The organism is Janthinobacterium paucivorans (genome assembly GCF_051380805.1).
GTDB classification, from domain to species: domain Bacteria; phylum Pseudomonadota; class Gammaproteobacteria; order Burkholderiales; family Burkholderiaceae_D; genus Janthinobacterium; species Janthinobacterium lividum_D.
Genome location: NZ_JBNYXR010000003.1, coordinates 316122 through 336734, shown reverse-complemented (window position 1 = coordinate 336734; position 20613 = coordinate 316122). Strand labels below are relative to the sequence as shown.

Sequence of the window (20613 nt, the reverse complement as noted above, 5' to 3'; positions counted from 1 at the left end):
CTACAGACCAGACCATACAGATGTCCGCCACGCTACGCGCCTCGCTACGCCCCTATACCCTCGCCGGCCTGCTGGCCTTTGCAGCGCTGGGCATGCCGCCGCTGTGCGCCGCGCCAGCCAAGACGCCGGCGGCCGAAACAGCCGATGGCGGACGCTATTTTGGCCCCCTCGTCGCGGGCAAGATGCATGGCAGGGGCAGGCTGGAATATGCCAGCGGTGCATTTTATGAAGGGGGCTTTGCACGCGGCGTGTTTTCCGGCCAGGGCACGCTGCGCCAGGCGTCCGGCGTCGAATACGTGGGTGCCTTCCGCCAGGGCGCCTTCGATGGCATCGGCCGCTACACCTCGCCCAAGGGCGAGATCTATGCGGGCACCTTCACCAAGGGCAGCTTCGAGGGCCTAGGCCACTTCCAGGGCGCCGATGGTGCCAGCTTCGAAGGCCATTTTAAACACTGGCGCCCGCACGGCAGCGGCAAGCTGACCGACACGGACGGCAGCGTCTTCGAAGGCGAGTTCGTCCAGGGCCAACTGCAGGGCAAGGCCAAGGTCAGCACCAGCGACGGCATCGACTACGAAGGCGAGTTGAAAGACTGGAAATTCGAGGGCGAAGGCGTGCTGCGCACGGCCGACGGCGACCAATACCGGGGCAGCTTCAAGAATGGCCAGTTCGACGGCAAGGGCGTGCTGCGTTACGCCGTGGCGCAGGCGGACGGCCGGCGCGAAGACAGCGGCAACTGGACGCAAGGCCTGTTGGACGACCCTGCCTTGGACAAGCTCACGCGCGACAATGTCGAGCTGGCCCTGTACCGCCAAGGCACCCTGCTCGACCGGGCCCTGGCGCGCATTGCGCCGCGCGATGCGGCAAAAAAGATCAATCTGTACCTGCTGGGCGTGGCCGGCGACGGCGCGCAAGAAGTATTCCACCGCGAAACGGCCTTCGTGCAGCACCAGTTCGACCGCGATTACGGCACCGCAGGCCGCTCCCTGGTGCTGGTCAACAGCCGTAATACAGTGGCGCAACAGCCGATGGCCACGCGCACCAGCATCAGCGCCAGCCTCGATGCACTGGGCGCAAAGATGGACAAGCAGAACGACATTCTGTTCCTATTCCTCACCAGCCATGGTTCGCCCGAACATGCACTGGCGCTGGCGCAAAACGGCATGGACTTGCACGGCTTGCCCGCGCAAGAACTTGCCTCCATGCTCAAGCATAGCGGCATCCGCTGGAAGGTCATCGTCGTCTCGGCCTGCTATGCCGGTGGTTTTATTGCGCCGTTGAAGGATGACAACACCCTCATCATCACGGCCGCGCGCGGCGACCGCAGCTCGTTCGGTTGCGACGACCAGAACGATTTCACGTATTTCAGCGAAGCGTATTTCAAGCAATCCTTGCCCAAGAGTGCAGGCTTTGCCGAAGCCTTCGAGCAGGCCAGGGGGCTGGTGCAGGCGCGCGAAGCGGCAGATTTCCGCGCGGGCGACATGGCAGCGCAAGAGCATTCCGAGCCACAAATGTTTCAGGGCAAGGCCATCGCCGCGCAATTGAAGGCGTGGCGCAGCCAGCAACGCTAGCCACGCCCGCCCTCTTTTCTGTACAATAGATCTCACCATGCGACGACTGTTCCTCATTTTGCTGCTGTTCGTGCTTCCGCTCCAGATGTCCTGGGCAGCGGCGAGCGCGTATTGCCTGCACGAGGAAGGCAAGGCGGCGCAGCACTTGGGCCACCATAATCACCAGCACAAGGCCGATGCGGACAAAAAACCTGTCGCCGATAAAGCTGACAAACAATCCAAAGGCCAGCCGCACAACGACTGCAACGTCTGCCATGGCATAGGCCATGCTTGGCTGCCGGCCGGCTCCAGCTTGCCCGTCGGCGACACGGCCTGCGTCAACGCCGACACCGCTCCCTTCTTCTACGCTTCCCACATCCCGGACGCTCCCAAGCGCCCTGACTGGTCGTCGGCCGCCTAGGCCGACGGGACGTCTCAATCACTAATCGCCATCGCTGCGCCGGATTAATCTTGGCGCAATGAGTCTGGCGCAAGCCTGCGCGTCCCGTCGAATTCTTTTTTCCTACCCTGGAGAATTCGATGTACCGTTCCATCTCTCTATTCTGTCTCTGCGCTGGCCTGCTGGCTGGCAATCTTACCCATGCGCAAGTACCTGCGGAGCCGGCTGCTCCTCTGACCTTGTCTGCCGCACTGCTGCTCGCCGAAGGCGGCAACGCTACCTTGTCGGGTGCACGTCATGAGCTGGCGGCGCAGGGCGGCGCCCTGCAACAGGCACGCGCCCTGCCCAATCCGGAACTGCAAACGGTGCTGGAGGATACGCGGCGTGGCGCGCGCACCACCACCGTGCAGCTCAACCAGCTGATTGAACTGGGCGGCAAGCGCGGCGCCCGCACGAGCGTCGCCCAACGCGGCGCAGACCTGGCGCAAGCGGGCCTGTCCCTGCAGCAAGCCGACACGCGCGCCGCCGTCGCCACCGCCTTTGTCGAGGTGCTGGCCGCGCAGGAAGGCTTGCGCCTCGCCGACAGCGCACAGGCGCTGGCGGCGCGCGCCAGCGACATCACGGCGCGCCGGGTCACCGCCGGCAAAGCCTCGCCTGTCGAGGAAACCCGTGCCCGCGTCGCCGAAGCGAGCGTGCGGCTGGAGCTGAACCTGGCCCGCAGCACGCTGTCGAGCGCCCGTCAGCGCCTCGCTGCCCTATGGGGCAATGCCACGCCCCGTTTCACCTTGGCTGAGGGACAACTGGAAACCTTGCCCGAGCTGCCAGCGGCCAGCGCACAAGCGGCGCGCCTAGAGCAGGCACCGGCCGTGCGCCAGGCGCGCAGCGCTCTGGCGCAGCGGCAAGCCATGTTGGACGTGGAACAGCGCCGCGCCACGCCCGACGTCACGCTCAGCATAGGCGTGAAGCGCTCGGAAGAACTGGGCCGCAACCAAGCCATCATCGGCCTGGCCTTGCCACTGCCCTTGTTCGACCGCAATGCCGGCAACAAGCTCGACGCCTTGCGCCGCAGCGACAAGGCCAGCGACGAGCTGGCCGCCGCCCGCATCGGCGTGCAAACGGCCGTGGCTGCCGCCAGCGAACGGCTGGCCACGGCCCGGCTCGACGTACAGAGCTTGCGTCAGGATATCTTGCCCGGCGCGCAAAGTGCCTACGACGCGGCTAGCAAGGGTTTTGAGTTCGGCAAGTTCGCCTTCCTCGATGTGCTCGACGCCCAGCGCACCTTGCTGCAAGCCAAAAACCAATACCTGCGCGCGTTGACTGAAGCGCAGCACGCCGCCACCGAGATCGAGCGCCTGCTTGGCGCCACCGCCACCCTGTAAGGAAGACCCGACATGCATATCAAACTCGACAAGAAACAAGCGATCGCCATCGCCTCCATCGCGGCCGCCGGCGTCGTGCTCGCTAGCCTCATCCTCGGCACGGGCAATTCCGACACCAAGAGCGCGCCGCCCGCCGCCGCAAAAACGCAAGCACAGGCTGAAAAGAAAGACGCAGACGGCCACGCAGCCGTGGAAGGCAGGCTGGAATTGAGCGCCGCGCAAAGCAAGGCGGCTGGCGTCGTCATCGCCACCGCCGCGCCCGGCCGCATCAAGACGACCGTCGCCCTGCCCGGCGAAATCCGCTTCAATGAAGACCGCACGGCCCACGTCGTGCCGCGCCTGGCGGGCGTGGTAGAAGCGGTACAGGCAGACCTGGGCCAGTTGGTAAAAAAAGGGCAAGTGCTGGCCGTTATCGCCAGCACGGAACTGTCGGAACAGCGCAGCGAACTGCTGTCGGCGCAGCGGCGTTTATCCTTGGCCCGCTCCACCTATGAGCGTGAAGAAAAGCTGTGGCGCGAGAAGATTTCGGCCGAGCAAGATTATCTGCAGGCGCAGCAAGCGTGGCGCGAAGCAGAAATCGCTGTGCAAAATGCGCAGCAAAAGCTCAGCGCGCTGGGTGCCAGTGCCAGTGGCAGCGGCACCGCGAGTGGCGCCGCTGGCGTCGGCAAAGGGCCGCTGAACCGCTACGAGATCCGCGCGCCGTTCGACGGCATGGTACTGGAAAAACACATCACCTTGGGCGAGGCCGTCAAGGAAGACGCCAACATCTTCGTCATTTCCGACCTCTCGAGCGTCTGGGCGGAAATCGCCGTACCGGCGAAAGACCTGGCCACCGTGCGCGTGGGAGGCAAGGCGGAAGTCAAGGCCAGTGCATTCGACGCCAGCGCGCAAGGCACGATCACCTATGTGGGTGCCTTACTGGGCGAGCAGACGCGCACGGCCAAGGCACGCATCAGCTTGCGTAACCCGGACATGGCCTGGCGCCCGGGCCTGTTCGTCAGCGTGGAAGTGGTGTCGGGCGAAGCGGACGCGCGCGTCACCGTGCAAAACACGGCCATCCAGACGGTGGAAGACAAGAGCGTCATCTTCGTGCAAGTCAACGGTGGTTTCCAGGCCACGCCGGTGGTGCTGGGACGCAGCGATGGCACGTTGACGCATATCGAACAGGGCCTGGCCGCCGGTACGCCGTACGCGGCGCAGGGCAGCTTCGTGCTGAAGTCCGAGCTGGGCAAGGACTCCGCCGGCCATGAACACTGATCACCTGACACCAAGGACACCAACATGTTTGAACGCTTGATCCGCTTCGCCATCGACCAGCGCTGGCTGGTGATGCTGGCCGTGGCCGCCATGGCCGGCCTGGGCATCTACAGTTATCAAAAACTGCCCATCGACGCCGTACCCGACATCACCAATGTGCAGGTACAAATCAATACCCAGTCGGCCGGCTATTCGCCGCTGGAAACCGAGCAAAGGGTTACCTTCCCCATCGAGACGGCCATGGCCGGCTTGCCGAACCTGGAACAGACGCGCTCGCTGTCGCGCTATGGCCTGTCGCAAGTGACCGTGATCTTCAAGGATGGCACCGACATCTATTTTGCCCGCCAGATGATCAACGAGCGCCTGCAAGAAGCCAAGGAAAGCTTGCCGGTCGGTATCACGCCCAAAATGGGCCCCGTTTCCACGGGCCTTGGTGAAATCTACCTGTGGACGGTGGAAGTGCAAGACGGCGCGAAAAAGCCGGACGGCACGCCGTACACGCCGACCGACCTGCGCGAAATCCAGGACTGGATCATCAAGCCGCAGTTGCGCAATGTTACGGGGGTCACGGAAATCAATGCCATCGGTGGCTACGCCAAGCAGTACCAAGTGGCGCCCTACCCGGAAAAACTGGCCGCCTACGGCATCAGCCTGCAAGAGGTGGTGACAGCGCTCGAGCGCAACAACGGCAACGTGGGTGCCGGCTACATCGAAAGGCAGGGTGAGCAGCTGTTGATACGCGCGCCGGGCCAGGTAGCGTCAAAGGACGACATCGCCAACATCATCGTCGCCAACGTGCAGGGTGTGGCGATCCGTATCCGCGACGTCGCCGACGTGGTGCTGGGACGCGAATTGCGCACGGGCGCGGCCACGGAAAACGGCCGCGAAGTGGTGCTGGGCACGGTCTTCATGCTGATCGGACAAAACAGTCGCGCCGTGTCGCAGGCAGTCGATAAAAAGATGCTGGAAATCAACCGAAGTCTGCCCAAAGGCGTGCATGCCGTCACCGTGTATGACCGCACGGTCCTGGTCGACAAGGCCATCAATACGGTCAAGAAAAACCTGCTGGAAGGCGCCGTGCTGGTGATTGCCATCCTGTTCCTGTTCCTCGGCAATATTCGCGCCGCCGTCATCACGGCCATGGTGATTCCGCTGGCCATGCTGTTCACGTTTACGGGCATGGTGCAATACCACGTGAGCGCCAACCTGATGAGCCTGGGCGCGCTGGACTTCGGCATCATCATCGATGGCGCCGTGGTGATCGTGGAAAACTGCGTGCGCCGCCTGGCCCATGCGCAGCAGAAACTGGGACGACCGCTGACCTTGCAAGAACGTTTTCATGAAGTGTTTGCGGCCTCGCAGGAGGCACGCCGCCCCTTGTTGTACGGCCAGCTGATCATCATGGTCGTGTACCTGCCGATCTTTGCGCTGACGGGCGTGGAAGGGCGCATGTTTACGCCGATGGCCCTGACGGTAGTGATCGCCCTGCTGGGCGCCATGCTGCTGTCGATCACCTTCATCCCTGCCGCCGTGGCGCTGTTTATTGGCGACAAGGTAGCGGAAAAGGAAAACGCCATCATGCGCGCGGCCAAGCGCTGGTATGCGCCGCTGCTGGACAAGGTGATGCGCAACACGCCCGTCGTGCTGACGGGAGCGGCGGTTGCCGTATTGCTGTCGGGCTTGCTGGCCACGCGCATGGGCAGCGAGTTTGTGCCCAGCTTGAACGAGGGCGATATCGCCATCCAGGCCCTGCGCATCCCCGGCACCAGCTTGACGCAATCGCTGGCCATGCAGCAGCAACTGGAACGCAAGCTGATCGACAAGCACAAGGAAATCGCCCGCGTGTTCGCCCGCACGGGAACGGCAGAAATCGCTTCGGACCCCATGCCGCCGAATATTTCCGACGGCTACATCATGCTCAAGCCGCGCGACCAGTGGCCGCAACCGAAAAAATCGCGCGAGCAATTGCTGGCGGAAATCGAAGCCACGGCCAACAGCTTGCCTGGTAATAACTACGAGTTTTCACAACCGATCCAGTTGCGCTTCAATGAACTGATTTCCGGCGTGCGCAGCGACGTCGCCGTGAAACTGTTCGGCGACGACATGGCCGTCCTCGACAGCACGGCGGCGAAGATTGCCGCAGTGCTGGGCAAGATCCCAGGCGCGACGGAAGTAAAGGTCGAGCAGACGACCGGTTTACCCATGCTGACGGTACAGATCGACCGCGAGCAGACGGCCCGTTACGGTCTCAACATTGCTGACGTGCAAGCAGCGATTGCCACGGCCATCGGCGGGCAAGAGGCGGGTACGCTATTCCAGGGCGACCGCCGCTTCGACATCGTCGTGCGCCTGCCCGACAGCCTGCGCAGCGACCTGGAACAGCTGAAACGCCTGCCCATCTCCCTGCCCCTGGGAACGGCGACGGATGGCCGCGCGCGCTTCATTCCGCTCGGCGAAGTGGCCAGCCTGCAAGTGGCACCAGGACCGAACCAGATCAGCCGCGAAGATGGCAAGCGCCGCATCGTCATCAGCGCCAACGTGCGCGGACGCGATATCGGCTCGTTTGTCGCCGACGCCACGCAGCAGCTGCAAGCGCAGGTGGCCATTCCCCCCGGCTACTGGACCAGCTGGGGCGGCCAGTTCGAGCAATTGCAGTCGGCCACGAAACGCCTGGAGCTGGTAGTGCCGGTGGCGCTGGCGCTCGTGTTCGTCTTGCTCTTCGCCATGTTCGGCAACGTGAAAGATGGTTTGCTGGTGTTCAGCGGTATACCGTTCGCCTTGACGGGCGGCATCGTCGCCCTGTGGCTGCGCGATATTCCCATGTCGATCTCGGCAGCGGTGGGCTTCATCGCCCTATCCGGCGTGGCCGTGCTGAACGGCCTGGTGATGATCGCCTATATCCGCCAGTTGCGCGAACAGGGCATGCCCCTGCAAGAGGCGATACGCGAGGGGGCAATCACCCGCCTGCGGCCTGTCATGATGACGGCGCTGGTGGCCTCGCTAGGCTTCGTGCCGATGGCCATCGCCGTGGGCACGGGCGCCGAAGTGCAGCGTCCGCTGGCCACCGTGGTGATCGGCGGCATCCTGTCGTCGACAGCCTTGACCTTGCTGGTGCTGCCGCTGCTGTACCGCCTCGCGTACCGCCGGCAAGAGGAGGTGGAGGAGGAAGAGGAATTAGGTCGGATTAGATCCGAAGGAGCGTAATCCGACACCACCACTGGCGCCAACAATAGGTAGGATGAGCGGAGCAAAGCCCCGCTCATCCGACCTACCTGGTCATGGTTTGCGGTAGCCGCCTTCGATCCAGTTCGCCGCAGATGTGGCGCTAAATTTGAAGGCGGCCGAGGTGCGCACCTTGGCAATCTGTTCGCCATCGGCGTCGTAGGCGCTCAGTTCCGCGTACGGGTGCTCTTCATCGGGCACGATGTCGAACATCACCTTGACCTGGCCGTCTTCGGTGGCGACGAACAAGTGCTTGTGCAATTGCGCATGCAGCTGCTGCTCGTGGCGGCGCAGCACTTCCGAGGCCGTCTTCACCAGGGTATTGAAAGCGTTGACATCGAGCGGCTTCGGATTTTTCTTGTCACGGCCCATGGTCCACGGCCCCACCAGCGCCGGCTCCGGTTCGCCATCCTTGATCATGGCCACGGCCCAGCCTTCATCTTCCTCGTTCTTCATCACGCGCGCCGTCCAGCCATTGCCTACCCACAGGCGCGGCTCCTGGATCGGGGCGTCATTATCGTGCTCGGCGGGTTCATCGGGAAAGGCGGGAAAATCGCTACGCATGGCGGTGCTCGTGTTGAAGGATCGGGGCTAGCATGATAGTCGAAAACGCCCTCCCGTGCCGCCTCACCAAAAGCGCGACGGCAGGTCACACGGCACGGGCCAGCCTGCCGCCACGGCAGCGCTCAACACAGCGACATGACAGGCAGCTTGGGCCAAGTCAGCGGTGGACCGGGTGGTACCCAGCGCGGGTCGATGGCTGGCAGCGGCGCATGGTAATGAAAGGGAGTAATGATGATCGGCGGTATCGCCGATGGCGCGCCAACGGGCTCGGCGCAGGACTGCGGGGCGCTACGCTGGCGCGTGGTTCGGTGGGGGGAAAGCGAGAGTGATTGATCCCCGGTATCTGCAAACAAAAGCATGTTGCCCTCCTTGCTCGACTGAGGTATTCAGTATAGGACGGCTTGCGCCTATTACAAGAAAAGAAATCTTGTTTCATATCAGCATTTTTTGTCCGTAGCGACCGTCCATGCCGTGAAAATAACCGCCTGTCGCACGCCGCTGGCTACGCCCGCCGCGAGCGCCTACAGTGTACTCATGCAACACCCGATCACCCACACACTGAGGCATCGCATGAAAAAATTACTCACCTTTATTCTCATCATCATGCTGGCCTGCCTGTTCCTCGACAAGGTCAGCGGCAGCGACATGCACATGCAGTTCCAGGGCGACGATCTCGATGGCCCGCTGGAATGGCTATTCGGCTTGGTGTTTGCGAGCGGCGGCTTGCTGGTCAGCGCCATTGCGCTGGTGTGCGCTGCGGTCGTCATGGGCGTGGTTCTGGCCGGCGTGGGCGTGGTGATGATCACCGCATTGGTGCTGTGCGTAGTGCTGCTGCTGGCGCTGAGCACGCCCGTGCTGCTGCCACTGCTGATTCCCGTCGCCATCGTCTGGCTGATCGTCAGCCGCAAGCGTCATGGCAAGCAGGCGCAAGCGCGTCAGCACAGCCTGTAATTACTGCGCCATGCACTTGCTGAGCACGCCATCGCTGCCGCAGTCGTTTTGTTCGACGCGGTTGCGCCCGCCCCGCTTGGCCCGGTATAGCGCTTCATCGGCGCGTGCCAGCACGGCGTCGCAATCGGCATCGGTGCCGGCCAGGGCGGCCATGCCGATGCTCACCGTGATACTGATCAAGATACCGCCATCGGTGGTCAAGGAACTGTCCGCCACGCGCCGGCGCAGCCGTTCGGCAAACACGGCCGCCGCAGCCAGGTCTGTGCCCGGCAGCAAGATGGCGAATTCTTCGCCGCCCATGCGGCCCGGCACATCGACCTTGCGCAGCGCCTGGCACATCAGCGCGCCCAGATGGCGTAGCACGGTATCGCCCACCGCATGGCCATACGCGTCGTTGACGCGCTTGAAGTGATCGATGTCTAGCATCAGCACGCTGGCGCAGCTGGCCAGTTCGCGCTGCAGCCGTGCATGCTCGTTTTCCAGCGCCGTCATGAAATGGCGCCGGTTCGGCAAGCCGGTCAGGAAATCGGTGGTAGCCAGCTGCAACAGTTCTGCATTCATGCGCTTGCGCTCGGTGATATCGAGGGTAGACACCATGACGAAGTCCAGGCTGTCCGCATGGCCGGGCATCACCAGCAAGCTCAATTCATTTTGACGCGCAGCACCATCGAGACGCACGAAGCTGCTCTCGCACTCGTACAGATGCGCGCCGCCCGCTAGTGCCAGTAGCGCATCGCCGAAGCGGGGCAAGGCGCTGTCATCGAAATTCTGCGCCAGGCCCAGTTTGCCGCGCCGCTGGTCGTCCTCATTGGCACGCACCTGTGCCAGTGCGGCGCCGTTCGCATCGATGATGCGCACCAGTCTGGCCAGGCGCCGCAGCGCGTCCGGATTGGCCTGAAAATAAGCACCCAGGTCGTGTACCCCCGCTTGCTCCAACGTATCAAGTGCGGCGCGCACGGCCGACCAGTCCTGTTCCCACAGGGCCACGGGTGCATGGTCGTACAGGCTGCGGAAACGCGCTTCGCCGGCGCGCAGGGCCAGTGCCACCTGCGCCTGTTCGATGGCCATGCCAGCCAGATGCGCCGCCTCGCTGAGCCGCGCCAGGTGCGCCGCGCCCGGCAAGGTGGGCTGGCGGTGATATGCCATCAGGACGCCAAGCAGCTTGCCCGAGCCGCCACGTACGGGCTCGGCCCAGCACGCTTGCAACTGGGCCCGCCACGCCAGCTCCATCGTCTCTTGCGCATCGGCAACGGCATGCAGATCGCCGACGATCACGCGCTGGCCATCATGCAGGGCTTGCGCGGCGATGCCATGCACGCCCTGCAGGCTGTCAAGGTCATGGCCATGGCTGGACAGATTGAAAAATGCGGGCAAGCTCGGCGCCGCGCCCAGCACCAGGCGGTGGCGGTTTTCATCGAGCAACAAGATGCTGCACAGCATGGCGGGATGGTCGGCTTGCACCCCCAGCACCACGCTTTCCAGCACCCGTTCCAGGGGTGCGCCCGTAGCCAGCATTTCCAGCACTTGCCGGCGCGTGTGCTCGCGCCGTTCCATCTGGCTGCGCTCGCTGATATCGCGGAAAGTCCACAGACGCGCCTGTTCGTTGCCCAGCTGCATGCTGCGCACATACTGTTCGACCACCCGTCCATCGCGCAGGCGCAGCACGTCGCGCCGCTCGCGGTGGCCGTGCGGCGTATCGGCGCGTGCTCCCAGGAAAGGCGCCGCCTCCTCCAGCTGGCCTTCCACATGGCGCACCAGCGCAGCGTCATCGGCTTGCCAGTCGAGCACGTCGGGCACTTGCCACAGGTCGCGGAAGCGCCGGTTCGAGGTGAAGATGTGGCCATCGATGTTGTCGACCAGAATGCCGTCGATCGTCGAATCGAGGATGCTGCGCAACATGGCCTGGCTGCGCTGCGCCGCCTCAGCCATCGCCAGCACGCTCGCCTGGCCCTGCTCGAGCTGTTCGGTCAGCTCGCTCGAGCGCGCCAGCGCCACCTGTGCGCGGGCGCGGCCCAGCGCCAGCCGCCAGGCAGCCAGCGCCAGCAAGACACTGGCCAGCACGCCGGTCCAGGCCACCAGGCGAGGCCGCGCCAGCAGCTCGCCATCGAAGCCAGGCTTGGCACGCACGCGCAGGGTCCACGCATGGCCGGCGATACTGATCGCTTGCTGCGACACCAAGCCGTCCGACGCGGCCAGCGACCAGGCACCGGGCACGCTGTCATGCATCAGCGTCGCCTCGGCCAATCGGGTGCCGTCATAGATTTCCAGGTCCAGCAAGCGCGCGCCCTCGCCGCCCACGCCCGCCATCAGATCGCCCATGCGAAATGGTGCAAACACCCAGGCCCGCAAGGCGGCGCGCCGCTGCGCCACGCTGGCATGCGGCAAGCCATTGTCATACACGGGCAATACCATCAGGAAACCGTGCGCCTGGACATTGCCGGCATCTTGCACCAGCGCGATCTTGCCCGTCATGGCCGCTTGCCCCGTGTCGCGCGCCTGTTCAAGCGCGGCGCGACGCACGGGGTCATGCCAGATGTCATAGCCGAGCGCCAGCAAGTTGCTCTCGCTCGAAGGTTCCAGATAGGTGATAGGCGCGTACCAGGCACGCAGGCCGGGCGGACGCACGGCATAGCCGGGATAGCCCTCCGCGCGCACGCCAGCTTCGTGCCGCGCCAGCCCGGCACCGGGCAACAGCGGCAGGTAGCCGATGCCATGGATGCCGGGAAAGAGCCGCTCCACCTGCAGCACCGCCAGATAGGCATGGAATTGGCTGCGCGCAACGTCCTGCGAACTGGCATACAGTCCCTGCACGCCTTGCAACACCTGGATGTAGGTCTGCATACGGACCACGATATTGCCCGCCAGTTGGCGCACGCGGAACTCAAAATCGGCCTGCACCTGTTGTTCGCTGGCGTCATGCGCATTGCGCCAGGCGCCATACGTCAGCCCCAGGCACAGCGACAGCACCAGCGCAGCTAGCACGCGCGGCCCCACCCAGTGCGACGCTGAGCGAACAAACCAAGACGGAGATGCGCGTGTAGGCATGACAGGCGGAAAAGCAGAACAGTTATCCAACCGCTACACGGCCAGCAGCATGACTGGCAGCGGGCTGCACGATTACCAGCGGTAGTCGATGTAAATGATAGTACGTTACAGCGGGCGCCCTTGCAATACTGAATATTGTATTAAAAAGACCACATATTTCGTGACTGCCATCACGTGTTCCGCGGCAAGTGCCGCGCTTCATTGACGAGCGCGTGCAGGTACAGCGCGGCGAAGAGAGCGTGCATGGCAAGGCGCTGGCGTGTCAAAAACACGGCATGGGCGCACAGCCTGCCGCACCGTTGGACGCAACGGCGCAAGCTTTCTGTGGCAGCCCCGCTTACTTCGCCGCCTTGCGCGCAGCGTATTGCTGGTAGCCGTTCGCGCGCAGGGCGCAGGCGGGGCAGGTGCCGCAGCCATAGCCCCAGTCGTGCAGTTCGCCGCGCTCGCCCAGGTAGCAGGTGTGCGTGCCACTGCGGATCAGGTCGACCAGCGGCTGGCCGCCCAGGTCTTGCGCCAAGTCCCAGCTTTGCGCCTTGTCCAGCCACATCAGCGGCGTTTCCAGTTTCAAGCGCGTGTTCATGCCCAGATTCAGGGCCACTTGCAGCGCCTTCATCGTATCGTCGCGGCAATCCGGGTAGCCGGAAAAATCCGTCTCGCACATGCCGCCCACCAGCACCGTCAAGCCGCGGCGGTACGCCACGGTGGCGGCCACTGTCATGAACAACAAGTTGCGTCCAGGTACGAAGGTGTTCGGCAAGCCATTTTCCTGCATGACGATCTCGACGTTCTGCGTCATGGCCGTATCGGAAATGGCAGAAATCAATGACAGGTCTATCATGTGATCCTGCCCCAGGCGGCTGTCCCACTCGGGCGACTGCTCGCGTATCTGTGCAAGCAGGCCGGGACGCACGGTCAGCTCGATCGCATGGCGCTGTCCATAGTCAAAGCCGATAGTTTCCACGCGGCTATAGTGCTTCAAGGCCCAGGCCAGGCAGGTGGTGGAATCTTGTCCACCGCTAAAGAGCACCAGTGCGGAGTCCGTTGCTAGCATAATTTCTTTCTTTTCAGTTTTACTCTGTTGCAATCGTGCGCGAGGAAACGTGATTCCCTGCGCAAAAAATACTTATCCGTCCGCCATCAGTTTACCTATTCCGGTAACATACAGTCAGCATTTACTCATCTGGAGCACCATGTTTTCTGCACGACGCATACGGCAAAGCGCTGCCGGCAAGGCGATACGATCACCAATTTTGGCACAAGTCGTGACAAAAGTAATGGGTCAACTGACACTGGCCGTCGCCGGTGGTGCGACCTTGCTGTTTCCCATCGCCGCAGCCCGCGCGCAAGAGGGAGCACAAGAGCGCGTACAAGAGCGCCCCCAAGACGCTGTCGCCGACACCAGCACGGAAGCGGCGCCCGCGCCGCTGCAGTATGAGGTCAAGATCAATGCGCCCGGCGATCTTGATGAATTGCTTGAAAAAAACCTGGACCTGGAACGCTTCCGCGGCAACCCGCGCATGGACCGCGAACAATTGCAGCGCCTCGTGCGTGATACGCCTGAGCAAGCCAAAAACCTCGTCGCCACGGCCGGCTACTACACACCCGTCATCACGGTGCGCGTCGATACGACGGGCGCCAAAACGCTCGTCATCGTCGACGTCGAAGCGGGCGCACCGGTCACTATCGACAAGGTCGAGCTGGAGTTGCGCGGCTTCGATCCCACGCCGCCGCTGGCAGCGTCCGCAGCATATGATACAGACGCGCTCAAGCGCAGCTGGCCGTTGAAGACGGGCAGCGTGTTTCGCCAGGCCGAATGGGAATCGGCCAAGCGCGCACTGCTGCGCGAAGTCGTGCAGACGCGCTACCCGCGCGCCCAGCTGGTCGATACGCAAGCTACCGTCGACCCGGAAACGCACACGGTGTCCTTGCTGGTGGTGCTCGACAGCGGCCCTGAACTGCGCTTCGGCGAACTGCGCATCGAAGGCCTGAAACGCTACCCGGAAGCGATCATCCGCAACCTCGACAAAATACGCGTGGGCGACTATTACAGCGAATCGGCGCTGCAATCGTTGCAGGCACGCCTGCAGGACACGGGCTACTTTGCCAGCGTGGAAGTGAGCACCGACATGAGTAGCATCCTGAGCGAGCAGATCGAAGCGGGCCAGGAAAGCCAGCAAGCCGAGGCCGCCGCCGCAGAAGCCAAACCCATCAACCGCGGCCCCGCGCCACTGCTGCCGCTGGTGGTGCGCGTGACGGAAAACAAGCAGCAAAACGTCAGCGCCGGTCTCGGTTTCAGTACGAATACGGGCAATCGCGCCCAGCTCAACTATGACAACCTGAATGTGTGGGGCACGCGCTTCAAGAGCGCCGTCACCATGGAAACGAAGAAACAGACGGCGCACGCCAACTTCTACTTCCCCACCACCGAACGCGGCTACAACGACAGCGCGGGCGCCTCGTTCGAGCGCAGCGATATTTCCAACGAAATCACGGCCGTCACCACCATCTCGGCCAAGCGCAACTGGGGCGGCACCAACCTTGAACGCAGCCTGACGTTCGAGTTCCTCAGCGAAGACAAGACCGTGGTGGGGCTGGAACAGACGCGCAGCAAGAGCTTGCCCCTGACCTATGCCATCACCAAGCGCAGCCTCGACAGCCTGCTGTTCCCTACCAAGGGCTATGTCATCAATGCGCAGGTGGGCGGCGCCCTGCTGCCGGTGCTGACGGACGAGCGCTTCGTGCGCGTGGCCGGCAAGGCCGTGTATTACCGTCCGCTCGGTGAAAAAGGCGAGCTGATCGTGCGCGGCGAAATCGGCGCGCTGGGTTCGAAGGAAAAACGCGGCGTGCCAGCCGTGTATCTGTTCCGTGCGGGCGGCGACCAGTCGGTGCGCGGCTATGCTTACCAGGAACTGGGCGTAAAGCAAGGCGATGCCATCATCGGCGGGCGCTACATGCTCACCGGCAGCGCCGAATACCAGTACTGGTTCCAGCCGAAATGGGCGATTGCCGCCTTCTATGACGCCGGCAATGCCGCCGACACCGTGAAAGCGGCCATGACGCCAAAATCGGGCTATGGCCTGGGCGGGCGCTACAAGAGCCCCATCGGCCCCATCAATGTCGACGTGGCATATGGCCACGCGGTCCAAAAATACCGTTTGCACTTCTCTCTTGGATTCACTTTCTGATGTCTGATATGCCTACCGAATCGCACGATGCCGCACCACCCGCAACACCAAAAAAACCACGCCGGGCGCTGCGCTATGTGCTGATCGCCATCACCAGCCTGGCCGTGCTGCTGGGCGCAGCCTTCTGGTTCCTGGGCCGCGAATCGACCTTGCAGATGCTGGTACAAAAAGTGGCCAGCGCCAGCGGCGGCGACATCGCAGTGTCGGGCGTGTCGGGCTCGCTGTACAAGCGCATGCACCTGGGCCACGTCAGCTACCGCAGCAAGACGCAGCACATTACGGCCGACAACATCGACATCGACTGGTCGCCGTTCCAGTTCTTCTCGGAAGGCATCGCCATCAGCGAACTGCACGTGGCCAGCCTGACCGTGGAAAGCACGGCGCCCTCCGAAGAGCCATCGACGATGCCGGCCAGCCTGGCTGCGCCGTTCAAGATCGGCATTTCCGACGCGCGCCTGGACAAGGTCACACTCATCAGTGCGGGCGGCAACACGGTATTTGAAAAAATCCACTTCACCTTATCGGGCGACAAGACGCAATGGCAGCTGGAAGCTGCATCAGCTCTGACGCCATTCGGCCAAGCCACGGCCAGCGCGACCATTGCCGCCACGCAGCCGTTCAAGCTCAGCGGCAAGGCGAGCTTGACGCAGCGCACTGCCGCCGCCGATGAAAAGCCAGCGGCCTTGAATCTGCAACTGGGCGGCGACCTGAACCTGCTGAACGTGACGGCCAAGGGCAGCGCGGGCGCGGCCACGGCCGATGCCCAGCTAGCGCTGGCACCGTTCGATCCCATCATCATCCTGCGCTCGGCCAGCATCCGTGGCCACAAGATCAATCCGGGCCGTTTTGAGGCCACCTTGCCGCAGGCAGACCTGAGCCTGGAGCTCGACGCCGCCATCGACACGCGCCCCAATGCGCAAACCGTGTCGGGCAAGCTGGCCATCCTTAACCACGCCACGCCCGGCCCCATCGACCAGCAAAAGCTGCCGCTGCGCCAATTCGAAGCGCGCCTGGGCGGCACCCTGACGGCGACGACTTTGGAATCGGCCATCATCGATTTCGGCAACGCAGGAAAATTCACGGGTAGCGGCAAGCTCAAGCGCAACGCCGCCGATGCGCCCATCGGCACCGCGCAGCTGACCTTGCACACAGACAAGATCGACTTGCAGCATATTGACAGCAGGATCAACAGCACAAAAATCGCGGGCGATATCGTGCTCGACAGCGACGGCAAGACGCAATCGCTGCGCGCCACACTGGGCGAAGCCAAGCTGCGCCTGGACCTGGAAGCCACCCTGGCAGATTCCCTGGTGCAACTGCGCAAGGCAAGCTTGCAAGCTGGCAAAAGCAGCGTCAACGCAACGGGCCAGATCAGCCTGAAGGACGCGCAGCCGTTCAAGGCCATGGCCAATGCCAGCCGATTGAACCCGGCCGACTTCGGCGCCTTCCCCGTGGCCGACCTGAACCTCGACGTGCGCGCCAGCGGCCACGTCACCCCGCAATGGCTGGCGAATGCGGACTTTACCGTCCGCCCCAGCAAGCTGCTCGACCAGCCTTTATCGGGCAAGGGCAAGCTGACAGCCGAGGCAAGCCATTTCAGCGGCATCGACGTGCTATTGGCGCTGGGCAAGAACAACCTGACAGCCAAGGGTAACTTTGGCGGCGCCGGCGAAAAACTCAACTGGAATGTCGATGCGCGCCAGCTCTCGGCCCTGAAAAACGACTTGCTGGGCGCCGTGCTGGCTAGCGGCGTGCTGCAAGGCAGCCTGCAGCAGCCACGCACGACGTTTGTTGCCGCTGCGAAAGGATTAGGCCTCGCCAGTGGCAAGCGCCCGGCGCCTGACAGCGCCATTCACGCCAGCGGCGAAGTGGGCTTGACGGGGCCGAAGAAGGAAGCGCAATTGAGCATGACGGGTTCCTTGCAAAAGATCAATCCGGCCGCCTTCGGCGCAACTTTACCCAACGGCAGCGTGAATGCGGACTTCAACGGCAGCAGCCGTCTAACCGGCGACTGGCAAGTGGCCCTGAACCTCAGTTTGCGCGAATCGACGCTGCAAAACGCGCCGCTGGCCGGCTATGCCAAGCTGTCGGCCAATGCGAAACGCGTCGACAGCGTCGATGCGGCACTGCGCCTGGGGCCGAACAGCCTGCTGGCCAAGGGCGCGCTGGGTGGCGCCACCGATCAACTGACGTGGAAACTCGACGCGCCGCAACTGTCGACCCTGGGTCCACGCTTTGCCGGCATGCTGCAGGCAGCCGGTTCCGTGAGCGGCAAGATGGATGCACCGGCCGCACAGTTGACGCTCGAAGGCCGTGACCTGACCTTCTTTGGCGACCAGCAACTGAAAGCCATCAAAGGCAGCGCCAGCGTAGGCGCCGGTCAAGGCGCACTCGACCCCATGGTCAGCAGCCTGGACATCGCGGGCTACAGCACCCCCACCTTCAAGCTGGCCAGCGCCCGCTTGAGCACGACGGGCACGCGCGGCAGCCATACGCTCAGTTTGACGGCGCGCAACGACGATGTCGATGCCAGCGCACACATCCGGGGCAGCCAGAGCGGCGCCAACTGGACGGGCACGCTCGATAGCCTGCAAAACAAGGGCCGCTATGCACTGGTGCTGCAAGCGCCCGTGCCTGTGAAAGTGGCCGGTCCCGCCGACAGCGGCGTGGCGGGCCTGGGCCAGCCTGAACAAATCAGCGTGGGCAACACTGTCATCAAATTACCGGCAGGCAGCATCAACATGCAAAGCCTGGCCAAGAACGGCACTCGCTGGAGCAGTTCCGGCCAGGCGGCCGGCGTGGCCCTGAGCTATCTGGCGCAAGCGATTCCGTCGCTGCAAGCCAATGCGCGCAGTGACCTGACCCTGGGCGCGCAATGGTCGCTCGACATGCAGGTAGCGACGGCCAAGCAAAAAGACCCGTCTTTGGCCGGCATGCTGCACATCTACCGCGAAAAAGGCGATGTGACGGTGGGCGTGGAACAGCCGCTGGCGCTGGGCCTGCGCACCTTCGATGCGCGCGTGGATGTGGCCAACCAGCAACTGCGCCTGGCCATGAAACTCGATGGCGCGCGCGCGGGGCAAAGCGATATCAATGCCAGCGTGCAAATGCTGGGCGGACGCATCAGCAACGACAGCGCCCTCTCCCTGACGGGCACGACCAGCATCGATACACTGGCATGGCTGGCGCCGCTGACAGGACAGCCGGGCCTGGAGCTGGGCGGGGCCTTGAAAGTGACCCTGACCGGCAGCGGCACCATCGGTGCGCCGCAATTGAATGGCGACATCAGCGGCAGCAAGTTGCTGCTGAACTGGGCCGACCAGGGCTTGAAATTGCGCAATGGCGTGCTGCAAGCAAAGCTGGCCGGCGATCAGTTGCAATTGCAGCGCCTGAGCTTTGACGGCGGCGATGGCAAGCTGCAGGCTGATGGCTGGGTACGTTTTGCCAATGGCGAAGCGAGCATGGAACTGAAATTGATGGCCGACCGCCTGCAGGCGCTGTCGCGTCCTGACCGCACCTTGATCCTGTCGGGCAACAGCAGCCTGGTGCGCAACGACAAGCGCTTCAGCTTCGAAGGCAAGTTCAAGGCCAACCGCGCGCTGATCGAACTGGCGCCGCAAGATACCCCCACGCAAAGCAGCGACGTGATCGTACTGGGCAAGCAAGTCAAGGGCAGCAAGGAAGCACCGTCGCTGCCGCTCAATATCGACCTTGAATTCGACCTGGGCAATGCCTTCCACTTGCGCGGCATGGGACTCGATGCCGACCTGGCGGGCAATGTGCGCGCCCGCGTCACCAACCGCGCCGCGCCGCGCGTGACGGGCAGCATCAAAGTGAGCAACGGCCAGTACGCCGCTTACGGGCAGAAGCTGTCGATCGAACGCGGCTTGATCGCCTTCACGGGGGCCTATGACAACCCATCGCTCAATATCCTGGCCGTGCGCAAGCGGCCCGAAGGCGAGGCGCTGTCGGAAACAAATGTGGAAGCAGGCGTGGAAGTGCGCGGCACGGCGCAGGCACCGACGGCCAAGCTCGTGTCCACGCCGAGCGTGTCGGACAGCGACAAGCTGGCCTGGCTGATCCTGGGCCACGGCGCGGAGACGACAGCGGGCGATGAAATGGCCCTGCTGACGACGGCCGCAGGCGCCCTCTTCGGCGGCTCCGGCGGCGGCTTGCAAGGCAAGCTGGCCAATTCACTGGGCCTCGATGAAGTCGGCCTGTCGCAGGCGCAAGGGCTGGAAAGCACGGTGGTCACGGTTGGCAAGCGGCTGTCGTCGCGCGCCTACCTGACGTTCGAGCAAGGCACGAGCACGGCGACGAGCCTGGTGAAACTGCGCTACAAGCTGAACCGCCGCATCACCCTGCAATTCCAGACCGGGACCAACAATGCGCTGGACGTGTTGTACACGTGGGCGTTTGATTAGAGTGGCGGCCAACAATGTTGTCGGATTACGCCCTTGCGGGCTAATCCGACCTACAGTCCATGTCCATGTCCATGTGCATGTGCATGTGCGTAGGTCGGATTAGCGGCGCAGCCGCGTAATCCGACACCACAGAAACAACAAAGGGCGCCTCGGCGCCCTTTTTCTTGATCGGCCGCAAAGGCGATCTTATTCAGCCACGTCGAGCCCCCGCTCGATCATGCCTTCGACATAGGCGCGCAAATATTGTTCCAGTGCGGGACCGGACAGCACGTTGGCCGTCAGCGTGCCGTAGGGCGAGCCTTTCAGTACGCCGTCGTGGTACACGCGCGCAATCCAGGCCACGTCCGCGCCCTGGGTGTGCTCGAGTTCATAGTTGAACGATTCTCCACTGACTTTGCGTGTGTAGACTTCCTTGAAAATTTCCATCTAAAACAGCCTTTCTTGACGAGGGTTACTGAGGATGCGGGTGCGGCACGGGATCGTCCTGCGGCACCGGATGCACGGGCCCCGGATGGTGCCCGGGCGCTTCTTGTGGCACCGGCGCCGGCATGGGTACATCGACAGGCGCCGGCTCGGGCGCGCGGTGGGCATGGATGACAGACATGGCTGGTCTCCCGGCAAACAAAGAAAGACCATACC

At 63.4% G+C, this 20613-nt stretch carries 13 protein-coding genes; 8 read left to right on the top strand and 5 right to left on the bottom strand.

All coding sequences use genetic code 11. The annotated features are described in order from the left end of the window. Positions 1–20: 20 nt before the first annotated feature. The 5 genes from ACQ4V8_RS06065 to ACQ4V8_RS06045 all read left to right on the top strand — a co-directional run bounded on the left by ACQ4V8_RS06065 (position 21) and on the right by ACQ4V8_RS06045 (position 7787). A complete protein-coding gene (locus ACQ4V8_RS06065) occupies positions 21–1568 on the top strand; it encodes a C13 family peptidase (RefSeq protein ID WP_436571077.1) in 1548 nt (515 codons plus the stop codon). 37 nt (positions 1569–1605) lie between these two features. After that, positions 1606–1968 (top strand): cation efflux protein, CzcI family, encoded by a 363-nt coding sequence (gene czcI, locus ACQ4V8_RS06060; protein ID WP_010394747.1) that lies wholly within the window; start codon positions 1606–1608, stop codon positions 1966–1968. 119 nt (positions 1969–2087) lie between these two features. Further along, positions 2088–3326, top strand: coding sequence for a TolC family protein (locus tag ACQ4V8_RS06055; protein WP_436571076.1), 1239 nt, complete (start codon positions 2088–2090; stop codon positions 3324–3326). A gap of 12 nt (positions 3327–3338) precedes the next feature. After that, a complete protein-coding gene (locus ACQ4V8_RS06050; RefSeq protein WP_436571075.1) occupies positions 3339–4583 on the top strand; it encodes an efflux RND transporter periplasmic adaptor subunit in 1245 nt (414 codons plus the stop codon). A 24-nt stretch (positions 4584–4607) separates the two neighbouring features. Beyond that, entirely contained in the window at positions 4608–7787 is a 3180-nt protein-coding gene (locus tag ACQ4V8_RS06045) for an efflux RND transporter permease subunit (RefSeq protein ID WP_436571074.1), read from the top strand. Positions 7788–7859: 72 nt separating this feature from the next. Here ACQ4V8_RS06045 and ACQ4V8_RS06040 read toward each other — a convergent pair whose 3' ends face one another. Further along, positions 7860–8369, bottom strand: coding sequence for a hypothetical protein (locus ACQ4V8_RS06040; RefSeq protein WP_436571073.1), 510 nt, complete (start codon positions 8367–8369; stop codon positions 7860–7862). A gap of 570 nt (positions 8370–8939) precedes the next feature. Between ACQ4V8_RS06040 and ACQ4V8_RS06035 the strand changes: the two genes are divergently transcribed. After that, a complete protein-coding gene (locus tag ACQ4V8_RS06035; protein WP_010394737.1) occupies positions 8940–9320 on the top strand; it encodes a hypothetical protein in 381 nt (126 codons plus the stop codon). Here the strand turns inward: ACQ4V8_RS06035 and ACQ4V8_RS06030 are convergent, their stop codons facing one another. Beyond that, the gene (locus tag ACQ4V8_RS06030; protein ID WP_261980786.1) at positions 9321–12302 is read right to left on the bottom strand and encodes a sensor domain-containing diguanylate cyclase; all 2982 of its coding nucleotides are present in this window, start codon (positions 12300–12302) and stop codon (positions 9321–9323) included. It abuts the gene before it with no gap. 400 nt (positions 12303–12702) lie between these two features. Further along, the gene (queC, locus tag ACQ4V8_RS06025) at positions 12703–13416 is read right to left on the bottom strand and encodes a 7-cyano-7-deazaguanine synthase QueC (protein WP_010394734.1); all 714 of its coding nucleotides are present in this window, start codon (positions 13414–13416) and stop codon (positions 12703–12705) included. Positions 13417–13639: 223 nt separating this feature from the next. Here queC and ACQ4V8_RS06020 point away from each other — a divergent pair, with 223 nt between their 5' ends. Both ACQ4V8_RS06020 and ACQ4V8_RS06015 read left to right on the top strand, forming a co-directional pair. Further along, entirely contained in the window at positions 13640–15550 is a 1911-nt protein-coding gene (locus ACQ4V8_RS06020) for an autotransporter assembly complex protein TamA (RefSeq protein ID WP_070345857.1), read from the top strand. After that, the gene (locus ACQ4V8_RS06015) at positions 15550–19974 is read left to right on the top strand and encodes a translocation/assembly module TamB domain-containing protein (protein WP_436571072.1); all 4425 of its coding nucleotides are present in this window, start codon (positions 15550–15552) and stop codon (positions 19972–19974) included. The genes ACQ4V8_RS06020 and ACQ4V8_RS06015 overlap by 1 nt, the downstream gene beginning before the upstream one ends. A 186-nt stretch (positions 19975–20160) precedes the next feature. Here the strand turns inward: ACQ4V8_RS06015 and ACQ4V8_RS06010 are convergent, their stop codons facing one another. Continuing rightward, the gene (locus ACQ4V8_RS06010) at positions 20161–20400 is read right to left on the bottom strand and encodes a hypothetical protein (RefSeq protein ID WP_010394727.1); all 240 of its coding nucleotides are present in this window, start codon (positions 20398–20400) and stop codon (positions 20161–20163) included. Between the two features lie 25 nt (positions 20401–20425). Further along, positions 20426–20578, bottom strand: coding sequence for a hypothetical protein (locus ACQ4V8_RS06005; protein ID WP_436571071.1), 153 nt, complete (start codon positions 20576–20578; stop codon positions 20426–20428). Between the last annotated feature and the right edge of the window lie 35 nt (positions 20579–20613).

Excerpts from the sequence above, each read along its gene's own strand:
- ACQ4V8_RS06065 (WP_436571077.1), top strand. The coding sequence starts at position 21 with ATGTCCGCCACGCTACGCGCCTCGCTACGCCCCTATACCCTCGCCGGC.
- czcI (WP_010394747.1), top strand. The coding sequence starts at position 1,606 with ATGCGACGACTGTTCCTCATTTTGCTGCTGTTCGTGCTTCCGCTCCAG.
- ACQ4V8_RS06055 (WP_436571076.1), top strand. The coding sequence starts at position 2,088 with ATGTACCGTTCCATCTCTCTATTCTGTCTCTGCGCTGGCCTGCTGGCT.
- ACQ4V8_RS06050 (WP_436571075.1), top strand. The coding sequence starts at position 3,339 with ATGCATATCAAACTCGACAAGAAACAAGCGATCGCCATCGCCTCCATC.
- ACQ4V8_RS06045 (WP_436571074.1), top strand. The coding sequence starts at position 4,608 with ATGTTTGAACGCTTGATCCGCTTCGCCATCGACCAGCGCTGGCTGGTG.
- ACQ4V8_RS06040 (WP_436571073.1), bottom strand. The coding sequence starts at position 8,369 with ATGCGTAGCGATTTTCCCGCCTTTCCCGATGAACCCGCCGAGCACGAT.
- ACQ4V8_RS06035 (WP_010394737.1), top strand. The coding sequence starts at position 8,940 with ATGAAAAAATTACTCACCTTTATTCTCATCATCATGCTGGCCTGCCTG.
- queC (WP_010394734.1), bottom strand. The coding sequence starts at position 13,416 with ATGCTAGCAACGGACTCCGCACTGGTGCTCTTTAGCGGTGGACAAGAT.
- ACQ4V8_RS06020 (WP_070345857.1), top strand. The coding sequence starts at position 13,640 with ATGGGTCAACTGACACTGGCCGTCGCCGGTGGTGCGACCTTGCTGTTT.
- ACQ4V8_RS06015 (WP_436571072.1), top strand. The coding sequence starts at position 15,550 with ATGTCTGATATGCCTACCGAATCGCACGATGCCGCACCACCCGCAACA.
- ACQ4V8_RS06010 (WP_010394727.1), bottom strand. The coding sequence starts at position 20,400 with ATGGAAATTTTCAAGGAAGTCTACACACGCAAAGTCAGTGGAGAATCG.
- ACQ4V8_RS06005 (WP_436571071.1), bottom strand. The coding sequence starts at position 20,578 with ATGTCTGTCATCCATGCCCACCGCGCGCCCGAGCCGGCGCCTGTCGAT.